Consider the following 16,917-nt stretch of genomic DNA (forward strand, 5'->3'; position numbering starts at 1 on the left):
TCACCGGTCCTTCAGCCGAGGGTCGCGTGAGTCGTTGAAGCGCACGCCCGCGACCGTCGCCGAGAGCACGAGCAGCAGGATCGCCAGCGACGGGAAGAGCGTCTGCCACCACGCGGTGGAGATCACGCCGCTGCGCTGGGCGTTGAGGATGATCCGCCCCCACGACCACGAGTCGGGGTCGCCGAGCCCCAGGAAGCTGAGCCCCGCCTCGGAGATCACCGCCCTGGCCGCGGTGAGCAGCACGCTCACCACGATCAGCGGCACCACGGCGGGCAGCACCTCACGGGTGACGATCCGCCAGCCGGTCGCGCCGAGCGCGCGGGCGCCGTCGATGTACGGCATGGACACCACGACCAGCCCGTTCGACCGGATCAGCCGGGTGACCTCGGGCCAGGAGAACAGCCCGATGACGAAGGTCAGCGTCGTGACGCTCGGGCCGGCCAGCGCGGTCACCATGATCATGAGCGGCAGCAGCGGGAGCGACAGCATCAGGTCGGTCACCGTGGTGACCCAGGCGTCGGCCCGCCTGGAGTAGGCGCCGAGCAAGCCGAGGGCCGTACCGATGACGATCGCGATCGCCGACGCCGCGACCGCCACCGTCAGGCTGACCCGGGTTCCCCACACCACCTGGGCGAACACGTCCTGGCCGAGGTCGTCGGTGCCGAACCAGTGCGCGAGCGACGGCGGCCGCAGGATCTCGGCGCCGAGCCCACCCGGCCGGTCCACGAAGAGCGGCCCGAACAGGCCGGTCATTAGGAACAGCAGCAGCATCGAGATCGACAGCGCGCCGCTGGGCTTGGACAGGAATCGCCGGAGGCTTCGCATCGCCGACGGCGGAACGCTCGCCGTCGGCTCGTCCGCCGCGACGGCTCCGGCGGGCCGCGCGTCGGGAGGCGTCGCGCTCATGCGCGAATCCTCGGGTTGAGCAGCATGCTGACCACGTCGGTGATCAGGTTCGCGACGACCACGGTGACCGCGAGCATGATGAACGCTCCCTGCAGCAGCGGATAGTCGAGTTGGCCGACGGCCTCGTAGATCAGCCGTCCGACGCCGGGATAGGCGAACACGGTCTCGGTGAGCACCGCCCCGCCGACCAGCGTGCCGAGCTGGAGTCCCATCAGCGTCAGCGCCGGGAGGAACGCGTTGCGCAGCGCGTGCCGCCACAGCGTGCGCTGCGGCGACAGGCCGCGGCCGCGGGCGCTCTTGATGTAGTCCTCGCCGAGGACTTCGAGCATGTTGGTGCGCAGCGTGAGCGCGTACGGCCCGAGCTGCACGACCACCAGGCTGAGCAGCGGCAGCGCGAGATGGTGGAACAGGCTGATGTACGCGTCCAGGCCCCGGGTGTCGGGGTCGATCGCGCCGCCGATCGGGAACCAGCCGAGCCACGAGCCCGCGACCACCAGCAGCAGGATCCCGATGCTCGGCACGAACAGCGCGTGCCCGGTGATCCCGAACATCTGGACGACCCGGTCGACGCGCTTGCCGCGGTGGGCCGCCGCGTACACGCCGAGCGGGATGCCGAGCAGGATGGTCAGCACGAAGGCCGAGCCGGCCAGCAGCGCCGTCCACGGCAGCCGCGACACGATGATGTCGGTGACCGGCTGCAACTGCCTGAACGACGTGCCGAGGTTCCCGCGCACCAGCTCGCTCAGGTACAGCCAGTACTGCGTCATCATGGGCTTGTCCAGCCCGTACTGCTCCCGCAGCGCCTGCTGCATCTCGGGGGTCATGTCCCCCTCGACGACCAGGAGGGTGGGATCACCCGGCAGCAGCCGCAGCAGGAAAAACGTTACGGTGACCGCGATCCAGATGGTCAGGATCGCGCGCATCGCCCGTCTGGCGATGAATTCAGCCATGGGGTGACCCCGCCTCCTCTCCGTTCCTCGCCTCAGCCGACGGGTCGGACCTGCGACAGCGAGTAGCCGGTCACCATGCCGAGCAGGTCGCTGGGCGAGGGCTGGAAGCCGGTGAACTTGCCGCCGTTGTAGGCGAACTGGATCTTCTCCACGTAGAGCGGCGTCAGCAGCGCCTGCTCGTGCACGTAGGCGTCGAGGTCCTTGATCTTGCCCGCGAACTTGGCCTGGTCGGTGGTGACGGCGGCCTCGTTGATGAGCTTGTCCAGCTTCGGGTCCTTGACCAGGTTGTAGTTGATGCCGCCCGGGTTGCTCGACAGGTATGTGCTGCGCAGTTGGTCCATCGGGTTGTCGAAGACGGCCCACTGCGAGACGTCGAGGTCGTAGTCGCCGCTCTTGGTCCGGCTGAGGAAGGTGTTCCGCTCGACGCACGAGGCGACGAGGTCGACGCCGGCCTTGGCCGCGTCCTCGCGCACCACCTGGGCGACCCGGGTGAGGTTCGGGTTGCTCTGGTCGCAGACCATCTCGAAGGACAGGCCGTCGAGCTTGCCGTCGCCGTTCTTGTCGGCGTATCCGTCCTCTTCGAGCAGCTTGCGCGCGGCGGCCGGGTCGAACGGGTACGGCTGGAGCCCGGTGTTGTCGTACTCCGCGAAGATCGGCGAGATCGGGCCGGTCGTCGCGGTGCCCTCGCCCTGCAGCACCGTCGAGATGATCGACTTGGTGTCGACGACCATCGACAGCGCCTGCCGGACCTTGGGGCGGGCCAGGTGCTCGTTGGTCACGTTGTAGGTGATGTGCGCGAAGCCGAGCGAGCCGACCTCCTGCAGCTTGATCTTCTCGTCGCCCTTGAAGGAGGCGACGGCCGAGGCGGGCACCGGCGTGCCCATCAGGTCGATGTCGCCGTTGCGCAGGGCGAGCTGCATGGTGTTGACGTCCGGGTACAGCCGGTACTCGACGGTCTCGACGGCCGCGCCGCCCTTGGGCGCGTAGGGGTACTTGTCGTTGCGCGTCATCACGTAGCGCTGGCCGGGCGTGGCGCTCTTCAGGATGTACGCGCCCGCGCCGACCCAGTCGGCGTTGTTGGCGAACTTGGTGATGTCGCCGGCCTTCTCGAAGACGTGCTTGGGGACGACCGACATCCAGAAGCCCACGCCTTCGGCGAACGGCGCGTACGGCTGGCTGAGCTTGAAGACCACCGTGGTGGCGTCGGGCGTCTCGATGCCCTCGACCCAGGTGAGCTTCGCGGCCACGTTGCCCAGCTTGTTCTTCATGATCGTCTCGGCCGAGTACTTCACGTCGGCCGACGTCACCGGGGTGCCGTCGCTCCACACGAAGTCGTCGCGCAGCTTGAAGACGACCGACTTGCCGCCGTCCTCGTGGGTGTACTCGCTGGCGAGCTCGGGGACCTTCTTGGCGTTCTCGTCGATCCGCAGCAGGTGCGGGTACATCGCGTTGAGAATCCAGTTGTCGGTCTTGCTCAGCGACTGCAGCGGGTTGAAGTTCGCGACGTCGGTGGTGGTGCCGATGCGCAGCGTGGTGGAGGTGCCGCCGCCGGTCGGCTTCGAGGCGTCCTTGCCCTCGTTGAGGCCGCACGACGTGAGCGCCAGCGCGGTCACGACGGCCGTGACGGCGCCGGACCAGCGTCCGAGGGTACGCATGTTCACCAGACTTCCTTGAGTACGCGCAGGATGTTCCCGCCGATGACCTTGCTGATGTCGTCGTCGCCGTAGCCGTGCTTGACCAGCCAGCCGACGATGTTGGTGAAGTTCTCCGCCGGGTTCTCCATACCGGCCACGTATGGCACGCGCGGGTGCTCGACGTGCCCGTGGGCCTGGCCGATCGAGAGGTGACCGGTGAAGGAGTCGTGCAGCCCCACATGGTCGCCGAAGTTGGTGTCGGGGCCGAAGGCGACGTGGTCGATGCCCACCAGGTTCACGCAGTAGGTGAAGTGGTCCATCACCGACTCGAGCGAGTGCTCCTGGTGCGCGTTCGAGAGCGTGGTGTGCGGAGCGGCTTCCAGGCCGATGACGCCGCCGCGTTCGGCGCATGCCTTGATGACCTCGTCGGGCTTCATCCGGTTGGTCGGCCACACCGCGCGAGCGCCGGCGTGGGTGATGAAGACCGGCACCGAGGAGTGCTCGATGACCTCCAGGCTGGTGCGGTCGCCGGAGTGCGAGATGTCGATGGCCATGCCGAGCTTGTTCATCCGCCGCACGGCGCGGCGGCCGAAGTTGGTCAGCCCGGCGTCGGCGCGCTCGGCGAGTCCTGAGCCGAGCTGGTTGGCCTGGGAGTAGGCGATGCCGATCTGGCGGACGCCGAAGCCGTACAGGATGTCCAGGCGATCGAGCTCGTTCTCGATCATCGTCGCGGCTTCGAGACCGGCCACCAGGGCGAGCTGTCCGTTCGCCTTGGCCTTCTCGATCTCCGCGACCGTGCGGGCCAGCACGACGAAGTCCTGCTTGGCGATGTCGGCGAAGCGCAGGCCGAGGTCGTAGATGACGTCGTCCCACTTCCAGCCGTGCTCGCTGGTGACGCAGTTGGTGCCGTTCATGAAGTTGTCGAAGAGGGCGGTCATGCCCGATCGCGCCAGGCCCTCGTAGCCGAGCGTGTTGCGCCCGGTCCGGTTGTAGTCGCGCAGCAGCGAGACGTCCGCGGTCAGGACCTTGGGGTGTTCGTGCAGCGAGATGGCCATGTGCTCGGTGAGGACGCGGCTGACCCGCGCGCTCTGCTCAGCCGTCAGGCCCAGGTCGTACGCCGGGACGCGGTCGAGCTCGGGGGCGAGGTCGAAGACCTTGAAGTCGGCGTGCGGCTCCAGATAGTCGAACGACCGGTATCCCTGGTAGCGGGGATTGGGGGGCTGCATGGGGAGCACCTCCGAAAGGTTGGACCTTAAACGTCTGAGGTGCAACCTTTCATAGGCCGCGTCTGAGCTACAAGGAGACAAATGTGACATTCGGGTCACGACGGCCAGATGTCCGCTGTGCGTCCTGGGAGTGTCCGGCGGTACGACGGAGGTTTGCGCGCTACCGGGAGGCCACGGGTGTGAGTGGCATCACATCTCTTCGGACAGCCGAAAGGGCCGGCTCCGAAGCACGGAGCCGGCCCTGACGGGTCAGGTCACCCCAGGCCGCTCTTGATGGCGGTGATCAGCTCGCCGTTCGAGGTGTCGCCGCTGAGCTCCCAGAAGAACGAGCCGCCGAGGCCCTGGCTCTTCGCGTAGCCCATCTTGCCGTTGATCGTGCTCGGCGTGTCGTAGCTCCACCACTGGTTGCCGCAGTGGGCGTAGGCCGTGCCCGCGATGGTGCCGTTGGCGGGGCAGCGGGTCTTGAGGACCTTGTAGTCCTCGTTGCCCTGCTCGTACGTGCCGGGGGCCGGGCCGGTGGCCGTGCCGCCCGGGGCGGACTGGGTGACCCCGGTCCAGCCGCGGCCGTAGAAGCCGATGCCGAGGAGCAGCTTGCTCGCCGGAACGCCCTTGCTCTTCAGCTTCTGGATGGCGTTGTCGGAGTAGAAGCCCGCGATCGGGATGTCGTTGTAGGTGGTGAGCGGCGAGTGCGGGGCGGTGGGGCCCTGCGCCGCCCAGGCGCCGAAGAAGTCGTACGTCATGACGTTGTACCAGTCGAGGTACTGCGCGGCGCCGCCGTAGTCGGCCGCGTCGATCTTGCCGCCGCTGGTGCCGTCGGCGGTGATGGCCGCGGTGACCAGGTTGCCGGTCCCGAAGCGGGTGCGCAGGGCCGACATCATGTTCTTGAACGAGGAGAAGCCGCTGGTGTCGCAGGTGAGGCCGCAGGCGTTCGGGTACTCCCAGTCGATGTCGATGCCGTCGAAGACGTCCGCCCAGCGCGGGTCCTCCACCAGGCGGTAGCAGGACTCGGCGAAGGCCGTCGGGTTCTGCGCGGCCTGGCCGAGGCCGCCGGACCAGGTCCAGCCGCCGAAGGAGAACAGGACCTTCAGGTTCGGGTACTTCTTCTTGAGCTTGCGGAGCTGGTTGAAGTTACCGCGCAGCGCGCCGGCGTCCCAGGTGTCGGCGACGCCGTCCACGCTCTCGCCCGCCCCGTAGAAGCGGTCGTAGTCGGCGTAGCTGTCGCCGATGGTGCACTGACCGTTCTGGACGTTGCCGAAGGCGTAGTTGATGTGGGTCAGCTTGGCCGCGGAGCCGCTGGTGTCGATGTTCTTGACGTGGTAGGCGCGCTGGTAGACGCCCCACTGGACGAAGTAGCCGAGAACCTTGTTGCCGCCTCCGCCGCCGCCCGTGGTGGTGGCGGTGGCGGAGGTGCTGTGGGCGGAGCGGTTGCCGGCGGCGTCCTTGGCGCGGACCGTGTAGGTGTAGGCGGTGTTGGCGGTCAGGCCGATGTCGGTGTGGGTGGTGCCGGTCACGGTGGTGACCAGGGTGCCGCCGCGGTAGATCTCGTAGCCGGTGACGGCCACGTTGTCGGTGGAGGCGTTCCAGGCCAGCGAGACGGTGCTGGAGGAGACGCCGGTCGAGCGCAGGTTGCCCGGCACCGACGGCGCCTCGGTGTCGTCGCCGCCGCCCGTGGTGGTGGCGGTGGCGGAGGTGCTGTGGGCGGAGCGGTTGCCGGCGGCGTCCTTGGCGCGGACCGTGTAGGTGTAGGCGGTGTTGGCGGTCAGGCCGATGTCGGTGTGGGTGGTGCCGGTCACGGTGGTGACCAGGGTGCCGCCGCGGTAGATCTCGTAGCCGGTGACGGCCACGTTGTCGGTGGAGGCGTTCCAGGCCAGCGAGACGGTGCTGGAGGAGACGCCGGTCGAGCGCAGGTTGCCCGGCACCGACGGCGCGACGGTGTCCTCGCCGCCGCCGCCCGTGGTCTTCCACAGCGCCGGGACGTTGGGCGGCTCCCAGCCGGTCAGGGAGGTGTGGCTCTGGCGGCACTCGTACTCGACGCCGTTGTAGGTGACCCGGGTGCCGACCGTGTAGGCGGTGTTCGGGGCCCAGGCGGCGAAGGCCGCCGAGCTGGTGGCGGCACCGTAGGCGCCGGGTGAGGCGACGACCGCCGCGGTGAGCGGCAGGACCAACGCCGCCACGACTGCGAGCGCCTTGCTCAGGATGGTGTGTCTCATGATGCTCCGACATCCGGTTGGGGGGTGGGTGGGGGTGGGACCGGAGGCGAATCAAAGGAAACTATTAGTAAGGTTTCCTTTTAATTTTGAGATGACGGTAACCGTTGGCTGCTACAGCGTCAATACGCAATGCGGGCCTCCGCGCCACGCCGCGTCCCGCCGCCGGAAGCCCTCCACCCGCCGTCCCCCCCTGGTCAGAGCAGCGCGAGCAGCATGTCCACGTAGATGAGGTTGACGATGACGTGGATGAGGATGATCGCCCAGATGTTGCGGTAGCGGGACCAGAGGTAGCCCTGCATCAGTCCGAAGACGCCCTGGAACGCCACGATCGAGGCGAGGCCGAGGACGGGGGTCTCCGGGGCGACGTGGCTGAGGTGCATCAGGGCGAACAGCAGGGCGGAGGCCATGATCGCGGGCCATCTGCCGTACAGCGCCTCGATCCTGGTCTGTAGCCAGCCTCGGTAGAAGACCTCCTCCAGCACGCCCGCCGTGAGCAGCGTGATCAGCGAGCCGACGGCGAGCGTGACCGGGTCGGGCAGGTTCGCCGTCAGCGGCGTCGCGAGCGGCCCGACCTCCGAGAGCAGGAACCACGCGAGTACGGCGGGCAGCGGGGCCAGCCAGGTGACCGGCCTGGGCACGGCCTTGGCGGCGGGCCCGCCGCCCCTGAGGAGCCGGAAGGCGATCAAGGGCACGATCAGCAGGAGCACCACTTTGGCCAGGATGTACAGCAGGCCGGCGTCTCTCGCCACGCCGGAGGTCAGCGCGAACATGAGCGCCGCCGCCACGAGCACCCAGGTCTCCTTGACGAGCCGCCGTCGCGGGAGCTCCGTCAGGGGCAGGGGGACGGTCGCCTTCGGCGGCACGAGGCGGGCCAGCAGCATCGCGGCCAGCGTGGGCAGCGCGGCCCCCCAGAGCGAGAGCTTGGCGGCGCCCGGATCGGCCGAGGCGCTGATCTCCGTGTTGCCGGTGAGCAGGAGCCAGGCGTAGGCGAGGATGAACACGCCCGCGCCCGCCACTGTCAGGAGATGGGGCGATGTTCGCCAGGTGTCAGCTTGGATCACGAAATACCATGCTTTCCCGGCGAGCGCCCGGCGACCTCCTGCCAGGGGACCAGGTAGCGCTCATCCTTTCTGCGCACCCGCCGGCGCGTGCGTCACCCCCTTGCCGGTATTCCATCGGGTTGACGCCGTAGGCGGCGCGGAAGGCGCGGGAGAAGCTCGTCACGTCGCCGAAGCCCCACCGGGCGGCGGTGACGTGGATGGGCTGGTCCGCGAGCGAGGGGTCGGCGCCGCTGAGTCCTTCGCCCGAAGCGAGGACGGCGGTCCCGGCCGTCCAGGGCCGGGACCGCCTTCTCGGTCAGGGCTACGGCACCCAGTGGTTGTGGGTGACCGTGATCATGACCTGGAGCTGGATGCTGGCGGAGAAGTAGCTGCCGGTTTCGATCGGGGTGGCGAGCATCTTGTTCCAGAGCGCGTCCAGCCACGCCTGGCTGCCGGAGTCGGTCATCGCCGTCACCGCGAACGGGGCGAAGAAGGCCGGGGCGCTGCCGCTCTGCAACTGGCTGCCGTTCAGGGCGTAGCCGGTGGCGATCTTGTTGGGGTCGCCGCCGGTCTTGCCCTTGATCCAGGTGTTGAGCTTGCGGGCGGCGGTCAGCGACTTGGCGTCGCCGCTGGTCACCGCGTCGGCGCCGATGCGCCAAGGATCACGGCAGGCGTTCCACCAGTACTTGCCGTCGTTGGAGCTCTCCAGCACCTTGCCGGAGGCGGGCTTCGGGGTGGTGTTGGTGTTGACCACGAAGTCGGCCAGCAGCCCGGTGCCGGAGGCGTAGGTGGCCTGCTGGGAGGCGATCAGGTTCTGGTGGTTGGCGCGTACGGTGTCCCAGAACGTGTCGCCGGTCGCCTTCCGGAAGGCGCGGAAGTGGTCGGCCATCCAGTCGGAGGAGCGGCTGATCCAGTAGTACTGGTCGCCCGAACTCGTCCAGTCGCCGAGCTTCATCAGCTTGGTGGTCGGGTTGACCTCGTCGGCCTTGATCGCGTTGATGTGCCGGATCGCGAGCTGCTTGTAGTTGTAGGTGCCGGAGCTGCCCCACTGGCGGTCGGCCAGCAGCAGGCCATAGGCCACGTCGAGGTCGCCGTCGGTGGCGGCGTCGCCGCCGTTGACGCTCTGGCAGGAGGTGTCCTGCTCGGCGGCGAGCAGGTCGGGGTTGATCGAGGAGGGGTGGGCGAGCTTGTACTTGACCAGGCCGTCGAAGATCTTCTTGGCGTCGGGGTCGGCCCCGGCCATGGTCGCGGTGATCACCATGCCGTAGCCTTGCGCCTCGGCGACGTAGGGGTGATCGGCGTCGGGGGAGATCACCTGGTACCAGCCGTTGCCGCAGTTCTGCTTGACGAAGGCGGCCTTCCACTTCTTGTAGTAGTCGACCACCTTCTGGTCGATGGCGGCCTGGCCGCCCGAGGGCTTCAGCATCCCGGCGGCGTAGGGGATCGAGTGGCTGCCGAACGGCACGGCCGGACCGCCCGCCGTCGGGGTGGGGGTCGGGGTGGGGGTGGGGCCCGGGGTGGTGCTGCTGCCGTAGACCTCCACCTCGAACAGGCTGTAGCCGTAGGCGGTGCCTCGGGCGGTGCCGTACACGCGGACGTACCGGCCCTCGCCGGACAGGCCGGTCAGGTCGTCGACGCCGCCGTCGCCGGCGCTGGTGGAGTGGACGTCGGTCCAGGTGGAGCCGTCTCCGGAAGTCTGGATCTTGTACGTCTTGCCGTAGGCGGCCTCCCAGGTCAGCTTGACCCGCGAGATCGTGTGGTTTTCGCCGAGGTCGACCCGGATCCACTCGGGGTCGTGGCCTTCGGCCGAGGCCCAGCGGGTGGCGGCGTCGCCGTCGAAGGCGTTGGCCGGGACGAGGGTGGAGTCCTCGTTCGAGGATGAGGTGGCCGGCTTGCCTTGGGAGACGAGCGTGTCGGCGGCCAGGCTGGGGAGCGCGAACAGGGCGGTGGCGAGCACCGCCAGGACCAGGACGATCGTGGGACGCGATCTCGCGTGCACAGCGGGAACCTCTCTGCGGGAAAGGCCGTGACGATGCCGAACGAAAGTTAGGAAAGATTCCTAACTAGAGATGAGTGTCATCATTACTCACCCGACTCGTCAAGGGTTGCGGGGGGCCCAAATCCCGGCGACCGGCCGTACCACGCGAAGCGGCCCCGCCCCGGCCGCGTCGAACGCCTGGCCGGGGCGAGGCCGCCCCCGCTGCACCGGAGAGTTATGAGGTCAGGATGGGCTCCAGGAAGCGCAGCTTGCCCGCTTCGGTGTCGAGCTGGGCCCGGACGCCGATCGGGTAGGTCTGCATGGAGATGCCGTGCCCGATGTCGGCCCCGGCCAGCACCGGAACGCCGAGGTCGCTCAGCCGCTCCACCAGCATCCGCTCCACGTCGCGCGGCTCGCCGCAGTTGGTGAAGGTGCCCAGCAGGATGCCGGCCACGCCGTCGCTGTAGGTGGCCCGGCGCAACTGCGTGATGTAACGGTCCATCCGGAACAGCTCCTCGTCCACGTCCTCCAGGAAGAGGATCGCCCCGCGGGCGGGCAGCGAGGTGTCGGTGCCGAGCGAGGCGGCCAGCAGCGTGGCCGTACCGCCCAGCGTGTGGCCCTCGGCGACGCCGGGCACCACGGTACGGGCGTCGGGGAAGACCAGCTCGGTGACCGAGGCGGGGTGGAAGAGCAGCTTCATCAGCTCGTCGAAGTCGTACTCGCCCGGCCCCTGGTAGAAGCCGTCGCAGGCGACCATCGGCCCGAACAGGGAGACCCAGCCGAGCTTGACCGCGATGGCCTCCAGCAGCGCAGTCACGTCGGAGTAGCCCACCACGACCTTCGGCCTGGCGGCGTCGATCAGCGACCAGTCGACCAGCTCCAGCGTGCGCTGCATGCCGTACCCGCCGCCCGCGCAGAACACCGCGTCGAAGGCCGGGTCGGCCAGTGCCCTGGTCAGGTCGCTCGCCCGCAGGGCGTCGTCGCCGGCCAGGTAGTCGTACTCGGTTCCGCCGACCCGTGTGGAGGCGAACACCTCGGCCTTGAGGCCGACCTCCTCCATCGCCGCCAGGCCGCGGTCCAGGTTGGCCTGGTTCGGCGGGCTGCTGGCGGCGATGACGGCGACGTGGGCACCGGGTCGCAGGGCGGGCGGACGGAGGAAGGTGGTCACTTGTGTGGGCTCCTTACTGTTCGGCGAGATGACAGGCGGCGAGGCTGGAGACGGACGGGTCGCCGGTCAGGACGGGCAGGTCGCGGCTGTCGCACAGCGCGTCCTGCTCGACCGCCCTGAGCGGGCATCGGGGGTGGAAGCGGCATCCGCCGGGCACCGACGTCGGGTCCGGCGGCTCGCCGGCGAGCAGCACGGGCCGCCCTCCCGAGTCGGGCAGCACCGACAGCAGCGCCTTGGTGTAGGGGTGCTTGGGCCGCAGCAGGACCTCCTCGACGGTGCCGGTCTCGACGATCCTGCCGAGGTACATCACCGCGATCCGGTCGGCGATGTTCCACGCCAGGCCCAGATCGTGGCTGACGACCAGCGCGGACAGGCCGAGCGAGTCGCGCAGCTCGAGGATCAGCTTGAGGATCTCACCCCGCACGGAGGCGTCGAGCGAGGCCACCGGCTCGTCGGCGACGATGACCGACGGTTCGAGGGCGAGCGCGCCCGCGATGACGACGCGCTGCTGCTGCCCGCCGGACATCTCGTGCGGGAAGCGCCCGGCGAACTCCTCGGGCGGACGCAGCCCCGCCCTGGTCAGCGCGGAGTGCACCCGCGCGGCCAGGCCGTCGGTCAGGCCGTGCAGCCTGGGGCCCTCGGCGACCGCGTCGAACACGTTCTGCCTGGGGTTGAGCGCGCCGCCCGGGTCCTGCAGGACGAGCTGGGTGTGGCGGCGGAAGGCCTTGAGCGCGGCGGCGGAGTAGCCGAGCGGTTCGCCGTCCCTGAGGATCTGGCCGCTGGCCGGCTTGACCAGCCCGACCAGCGCCCTGGCCAGCGAGGACTTGCCGCATCCGGACTCGCCGACGAGCGCGACGATCTCGCCCTGCCCCACCTGGAGGTTCACCCCGTCCACGGCCCGCGCGGGCGCGGCGCCCCGGCGCGCCGGGTAGGTGACCATCAGGTCCCTGACCTCAAGCACGGGCGTCATGACGTGGCTCCTTCCAGCACACGCAGGCACGCGGCCTCCCGCTCCGGGCCGCTCGCCCACAACTCCACGGTCTCGGTACGGCAGGCCGCCGCGGCGTCCGGGCAGCGCGGCTCGAAGGCGCAGCCCTTGCCCTCGCTGAGCCTGGCCAGCTCGGGCGGCGTCGGCGGGTCGCCGGGCAGCCCCGACGGGGCCAGCCGCGAGGCCGGGTCCCCGATCGTCGGGAAGGCCCGGCCGAGCGCCCGGGTGTAGGGGTGCCGGGGATCGGTGATGAGCTGCTTGGCCGGGCCGATCTCGGCGATCTGCCCCGCGTACATGACGGCCAGCCGCTCGCACATGTGCGACAGCACCGACAGGTCATGACTGATCATGATGACGCCGATGCCGGACTCGCGCACCAGCTCGCCGAGGAGCTCCAGGACCTGCGCCTGGACCATGACGTCGAGCGCGGTGGTCGGCTCGTCGGCGATGACGAGGTCGGGCCGGCAGGCCAGCGCCATCGCGATCATGATGCGCTGGCGCTGGCCGCCGGAGAACTCGTGTGGGTAGGAGTCCAGCCGCCGCGACAGCACGCCGACGCTGTCGAGCAGTTCGGCGGCCCGCTTGCGCGCCGCCTTCTGACCGACCTTGTCGTGCAGCAGGATCGGCTCGCAGATCTGCTCGCCGATGGTGCGCACCGGGTTGAGCGCGCTCATCGCGCCCTGGAACACCACCGAGGCCGCCGACCAGCGCACCGCGCGCAGCCGCGCCCACCTGCCGGTCAGCAGGTCCTCGCCGTTGAACAGCACCTGCCCCGTCACCTGGGCGCTGGGCGCCAGCAGCCGCAGCAGGCTGAGCGCCATCGTCGACTTGCCCGAGCCCGACTCTCCCGCGATGCCGAGCGTCTGCCCCCGGTCCAGGGTGAAGCTCACGCCGCGTACGGCGGGCACGGCGCGCTCGCCGTTGCGGTAGGTGACCCTGAGGTCGCGTACCTCCAGCATCGGGCCGGGCAGGGTCGCCATCAGTTCACCATCCGAGGGTTGAGCACGTGCTCGACGGCACGGCCGACGAGGGTGAAGCCGAGCACGATGATGAGGATCGCGATGCCCGGCGGCATCAGGTACCACCACGCCCCCGCCGTGACCGCGCCGCCGCCGAAGGCCGCCTGGAGCATCGAGCCCCAGGTGACGCTGGTCGGGTCGCCGAGGCCGAGGAAGGTCAGCGTGGCCTCCGACAGGATCGCCGAGGCGACGGTGAGCGTGCTGGAGACGAGGATCAGCGGCATCACGTTGGGCAGCACGTGCCTGATCATGATCTGCGTGTTGCCGGCGCCCAGCACCTTGGCCCGCTCGATGAAGGGCCTCGCCTCGACGGCGATCGTCTGGGCGCGCACCAGGCGGGCGGTCGCGGTCCACGAGGTGACCGCGATGGCGATCGTGATCGACGCCGCGCCCTGGCCGAGGACCGCGGACAGCGAGATGGCCAGCGGCAGGCTGGGGAGCGCGATGAACCAGTCGGTCACGTGCATCAGCACCTTGCCGACCCAGCCCTGGTAGTGCCCGGCCAGCAGGCCCACGGTGCTGCCGAGGATCACGGTGAGCACGGTGGCGATGATGCCGATGCTGAGCGACTCGCGCGCACCCCAGATGACCATCAGCAGGACCGAGCGGCCCGCCTGGTCGGTGCCGAGCGGGTAGCCGTCGATCGGCGGGGACAGCTGCGGGCCGTCCACCTTGATCACGTTGAGCTGGTCGTCGCCGATGAACAGCGGCGCGGCCAGGGCCAGCACGCCGAACGCGACGAGCAGGCCGAGCCCCACCAGACCGGCGGGGCGCTTGGCGTAGGCGCGGCAGAACCGGCTGACGGCGTGGTGCCGTGGCACCTCGAGGGCGGCCGGGGCGAGGGTGGTGGCGCTCATCGGGCGCCGCCCTGGAGAAGGCGCGTCATTGGGCTCGCACTCTCGGGTCGAGGAACCGGTAGACCACGTCGGCCAGCAGGTTCATGATGATCACACTCGCGCTGAAGACGATGAAGGTGCCCTGCAGCAGGGGCAGGTCGGGGATCTTGAGCGCCTCGTAGGTCAGGTAGCCGAGGCCGGGCCAGGAGTAGACGGCTTCGACGGTGATCGCGCCGCTGACCAGGATGCCGAGATGCATGAAGATCATCGTGACGGAGGGCAGCAGGGCGTTGGGCACCGCGTGGCGGCGCCGTACCGCGTCGTCGGTCAGGCCCTTGGCGCGGGCGGTGAGCAGGTAGGGGCTGCCCATCTCGTCGATGATCGAGGCGCGCATCACCGTGACGTACTGGGCGAAGACCACCAGGACCATGGTCAGGCAGGGCAGCACCAGGTGCCGGGCCACGTCCACGACGTGGGTCCAGCCCTCCTGCGGCAGCGACGGCTCGCTCATCCCGCCCGCCGGGAACAGGCTCGGGATGGGGCCCACGCCGACGCTGAAGACGACGAGCAGGATCATGCCGAGCCAGAACGTCGGCACCGACCAGAGCGTCAGCGAGGTGCTGGAGGCGATCTTGTCGAACAGGCTGCCGTGCCGCCAGCCGCTGCGGATGCCCAGCCACAGGCCGATCGCGATCGACAGCGCCGCCGCGGTGCCCATGAGCAGCAGCGTCGGCCCGAGCCGGTCGGCCACCAGCGAGGAGACCGACTGCTGGAACTGCCAGGAGTAGCCGAGTTCGCCCTTGAACGTGTTGCCGACGAAGGTGAGGAAGCGTTCCCAGAGCGGGTCGTCCAGGCCGAGCTGGATCCGGAGCTGGGCGAGCTGGGCCTCGCTGGTCGGCCGGCCCCTGGTCAGGGTCCGTACCGGGTCGGACGGCATCAGGGTGAAGATCGCGAAGCCGATGACCAGGGTGACGAAGAAGCTGACCGCCGCCGCGACCAGCTTCCCGCCCAGGTAGGGCAGGAAGCCCGAACTCTTGACCTTCTTCGCCGCGGGGGCGGAGGCGGTGAGGCTACTCACGGTCACCGGCCGAGGAGCGGCGGCGCATCACGAGCACCCCGCCGATCACGGCGACCGCGAGCACGCCCGCACCAGCCCACAGCAGTCCGCCGCCACCCTGCTCCGAGCCGGCCGCGGCCTGCTTCGCGGCGGCGGGCGCGGCCTTGAGGTAGGACCAGAACGCGGTCTGCGCCGGGTACATCCCCTGGGCGTCCGGCTTACCGGTGATCAGACCGGAGACGGTGTCGGTACGGGCCACGTCGAGGGTGTTGGCGTAGAAGTGCATCTGGTTGACGTCGGCCTTGTACAGGATGTCCTGCATGTCGGCGACGACCTTGGCCCGCTCGTCCTGGTCGAACGTGGTGAGCTGCTTCTTGAACAGCTCGTCGTAGGCCTTGTCGCAGAAGAAGGAGTCGGTGTTGCCGCCGGTGCCGTCGTCCTTGGGCAGCACGGCGCAGGTCTGGAGACCGAGCAGGTAGGTCGGGTCGGGCCCGGTGGTCCAGCCGTCCATCAGGATGTCCCAGTCGCCCTTGGCCAGGTCGCTGTTGAGCGCGCTCATGCTCAGCGTCTGGATCTTGAGCTTGATCCCGATCGTCTCCAGCCAGCCCTTGAGGTAGGTGGAGATCCCCGCGTCCGCCGTGTCGTCGGCGTGGATGCCGAGGCGCAGGTTGAGCGGCTTGCCGCTCTTGGGGTCCACGCGGACGCCGTCGGCGCCCTTGGTGTAGCCCGCCTCGTCCAGGATCTTGTTGGCCTGGGCCAGGTCGAAGGGCGTCTCCTGGCCCGCGGCCGGCGCCCAGGTCCACTGCGGCCAGGCCGGCGGCAGGTAGCCGGCGCCGACCACGCCCATGCCGTCGAGCACCTTGGCGACCAGCGTCTTCTTGTCGGTGGCCAGGTGGATCGCGCGGCGCAGCACCGGGTCGCCGAGCGCCGGGTGGGCGGTGCCGATCTTCTTGCCGGTACGGGTGCGGGCGTTGTAGTTGACCTCGATGCCGGTCCAGCCGTTGCCGACCTCCTGGGCGGTGAGCAGGCTCTTGTCCGCCTGCAGCGCCTTGAACTGGGTCGGGTTCACGCCGTTGATGTAGTCGATCTGACCGCTGCGCAGCGCGGCGACGGCGGCGTCCGTCGACTTGAAGCTCTGCTGGACCATGTGGTCGAAGCCGGGCTTGCCGAGGACGAAGTCCTTGTTGGCGTCGAACTTGGCGTACTGCTCGGCCTTGTACTCCGTGAGCGTCCAGGGGCCGTAACCGACGATCGGGTAGGTGTCGTTCTTGACGTCCTTGAGGTTCTTGGCCTGCGGCTCCCAGATGTGCTTCGGCACGATCGGGATGCCGCTGATCGGGATGCTCACGTAGATGACGTTGGCCTGCGGCGCCTTCGTCTTGATCACGAGCGTGGTGGGGTCGGGGGCGGTGACCGACTCGAAGTTGCTGACCAGCGAGCCGTTGGCGGTGCCCGCGACGGCGTCGGTCATGATCAGATTGAACGTCCAGGCGGCGTCCTCGGCCGTGATCGGCTTGCCGTCGCTCCACTTCAGCCCGTCCCTGAGCTTGAAGGTCCAGGTGAGCTTGTCCTCCGACGGCGTCCACGACTCGGCCAGGTACGGCCCCGGCTTGCCGTTCTCGTCCAGCGAGTTCAGCGTCGGGTAGATCAGGCCGAAGGTGTCCAGGGCGCCGTTGAAGAAGGCGAGGAACGGATTGAGCGTGTCGATGCCCGCACCGGACATCTTCACCCGCAGCGTGCTCTCCTGCGGCGCGGGCGTGGCCGAGGCGGCGGGGGCGGCGGCGAAGGCGGTGGCGCCGGCCAGCAGCGTTCCGCTCAGCGCGCAGGCGGCGAGTGCCAGCCTGCGCCGCGAGTTGCCTGTCCTCATGATGTCTCCTGGTCGTTCGGCATGCGTGTGTGAACGAA

14 protein-coding genes are annotated in these 16,917 nt (G+C 69.3%); all 14 read right to left on the reverse strand.

All coding sequences use genetic code 11. The annotated features are described in order from the left end of the window. Positions 1-906: an ABC transporter permease gene (locus ABZ911_RS16745; protein ID WP_358056005.1), complete on the reverse strand. Its 906-nt coding sequence runs from the start codon at positions 904-906 to the stop codon at positions 1-3. Next, entirely contained in the window at positions 903-1,856 is a 954-nt protein-coding gene (locus ABZ911_RS16750) for an ABC transporter permease (RefSeq protein WP_358056007.1), read from the reverse strand. The genes ABZ911_RS16745 and ABZ911_RS16750 overlap by 4 nt, the downstream gene beginning before the upstream one ends. A gap of 32 nt (positions 1,857-1,888) precedes the next feature. Next, positions 1,889-3,511, reverse strand: coding sequence for an ABC transporter substrate-binding protein (locus ABZ911_RS16755; RefSeq protein ID WP_358056391.1), 1,623 nt, complete (start codon positions 3,509-3,511; stop codon positions 1,889-1,891). Between the two features lie 2 nt (positions 3,512-3,513). Further along, positions 3,514-4,716, reverse strand: a complete 1,203-nt coding sequence (locus tag ABZ911_RS16760; RefSeq protein ID WP_358056009.1) for a membrane dipeptidase — start codon at positions 4,714-4,716, stop codon at positions 3,514-3,516. Positions 4,717-4,970: 254 nt separating this feature from the next. Beyond that, a complete protein-coding gene (locus ABZ911_RS16765; RefSeq protein ID WP_358056011.1) occupies positions 4,971-6,926 on the reverse strand; it encodes a glycosyl hydrolase family 18 protein in 1,956 nt (651 codons plus the stop codon). A gap of 194 nt (positions 6,927-7,120) precedes the next feature. Beyond that, positions 7,121-7,987: a CPBP family intramembrane glutamic endopeptidase gene (locus tag ABZ911_RS16770; protein WP_358056013.1), complete on the reverse strand. Its 867-nt coding sequence runs from the start codon at positions 7,985-7,987 to the stop codon at positions 7,121-7,123. Beyond that, entirely contained in the window at positions 7,974-8,186 is a 213-nt protein-coding gene (locus ABZ911_RS16775; RefSeq protein WP_358056393.1) for an AraC family transcriptional regulator, read from the reverse strand. Before ABZ911_RS16775 ends, ABZ911_RS16770 begins: the two co-directional genes overlap by 14 nt. Positions 8,187-8,288: 102 nt before the next feature. Beyond that, positions 8,289-9,965: a glycosyl hydrolase family 8 gene (locus tag ABZ911_RS16780; RefSeq protein ID WP_358056015.1), complete on the reverse strand. Its 1,677-nt coding sequence runs from the start codon at positions 9,963-9,965 to the stop codon at positions 8,289-8,291. A 214-nt stretch (positions 9,966-10,179) separates the two neighbouring features. After that, complete coding sequence (locus ABZ911_RS16785) at positions 10,180-11,112, reverse strand: LD-carboxypeptidase (protein ID WP_358056017.1); 933 nt, start codon at positions 11,110-11,112, stop codon at positions 10,180-10,182. Positions 11,113-11,125: 13 nt separating this feature from the next. After that, the gene (locus ABZ911_RS16790) at positions 11,126-12,082 is read right to left on the reverse strand and encodes an ABC transporter ATP-binding protein (RefSeq protein ID WP_358056019.1); all 957 of its coding nucleotides are present in this window, start codon (positions 12,080-12,082) and stop codon (positions 11,126-11,128) included. Continuing rightward, positions 12,079-13,080, reverse strand: coding sequence for an ABC transporter ATP-binding protein (locus ABZ911_RS16795; RefSeq protein ID WP_358056021.1), 1,002 nt, complete (start codon positions 13,078-13,080; stop codon positions 12,079-12,081). Before ABZ911_RS16795 ends, ABZ911_RS16790 begins: the two co-directional genes overlap by 4 nt. Further along, on the reverse strand, positions 13,080-13,976 hold the full coding sequence (locus ABZ911_RS16800; RefSeq protein ID WP_358056023.1) for an ABC transporter permease: 897 nt from the start codon (positions 13,974-13,976) through the stop codon (positions 13,080-13,082). The genes ABZ911_RS16795 and ABZ911_RS16800 overlap by 1 nt, the downstream gene beginning before the upstream one ends. Positions 13,977-14,001: 25 nt before the next feature. Beyond that, complete coding sequence (locus ABZ911_RS16805) at positions 14,002-15,039, reverse strand: ABC transporter permease (protein ID WP_358056025.1); 1,038 nt, start codon at positions 15,037-15,039, stop codon at positions 14,002-14,004. Continuing rightward, complete coding sequence (locus ABZ911_RS16810) at positions 15,026-16,879, reverse strand: peptide ABC transporter substrate-binding protein (RefSeq protein WP_358056027.1); 1,854 nt, start codon at positions 16,877-16,879, stop codon at positions 15,026-15,028. Before ABZ911_RS16810 ends, ABZ911_RS16805 begins: the two co-directional genes overlap by 14 nt. Positions 16,880-16,917 lie beyond the last annotated feature (38 nt).

Origin of the sequence: Nonomuraea sp. NPDC046570 (assembly GCF_040645915.1) — a bacterium.
Taxonomy (GTDB): domain Bacteria; phylum Actinomycetota; class Actinomycetes; order Streptosporangiales; family Streptosporangiaceae; genus Nonomuraea.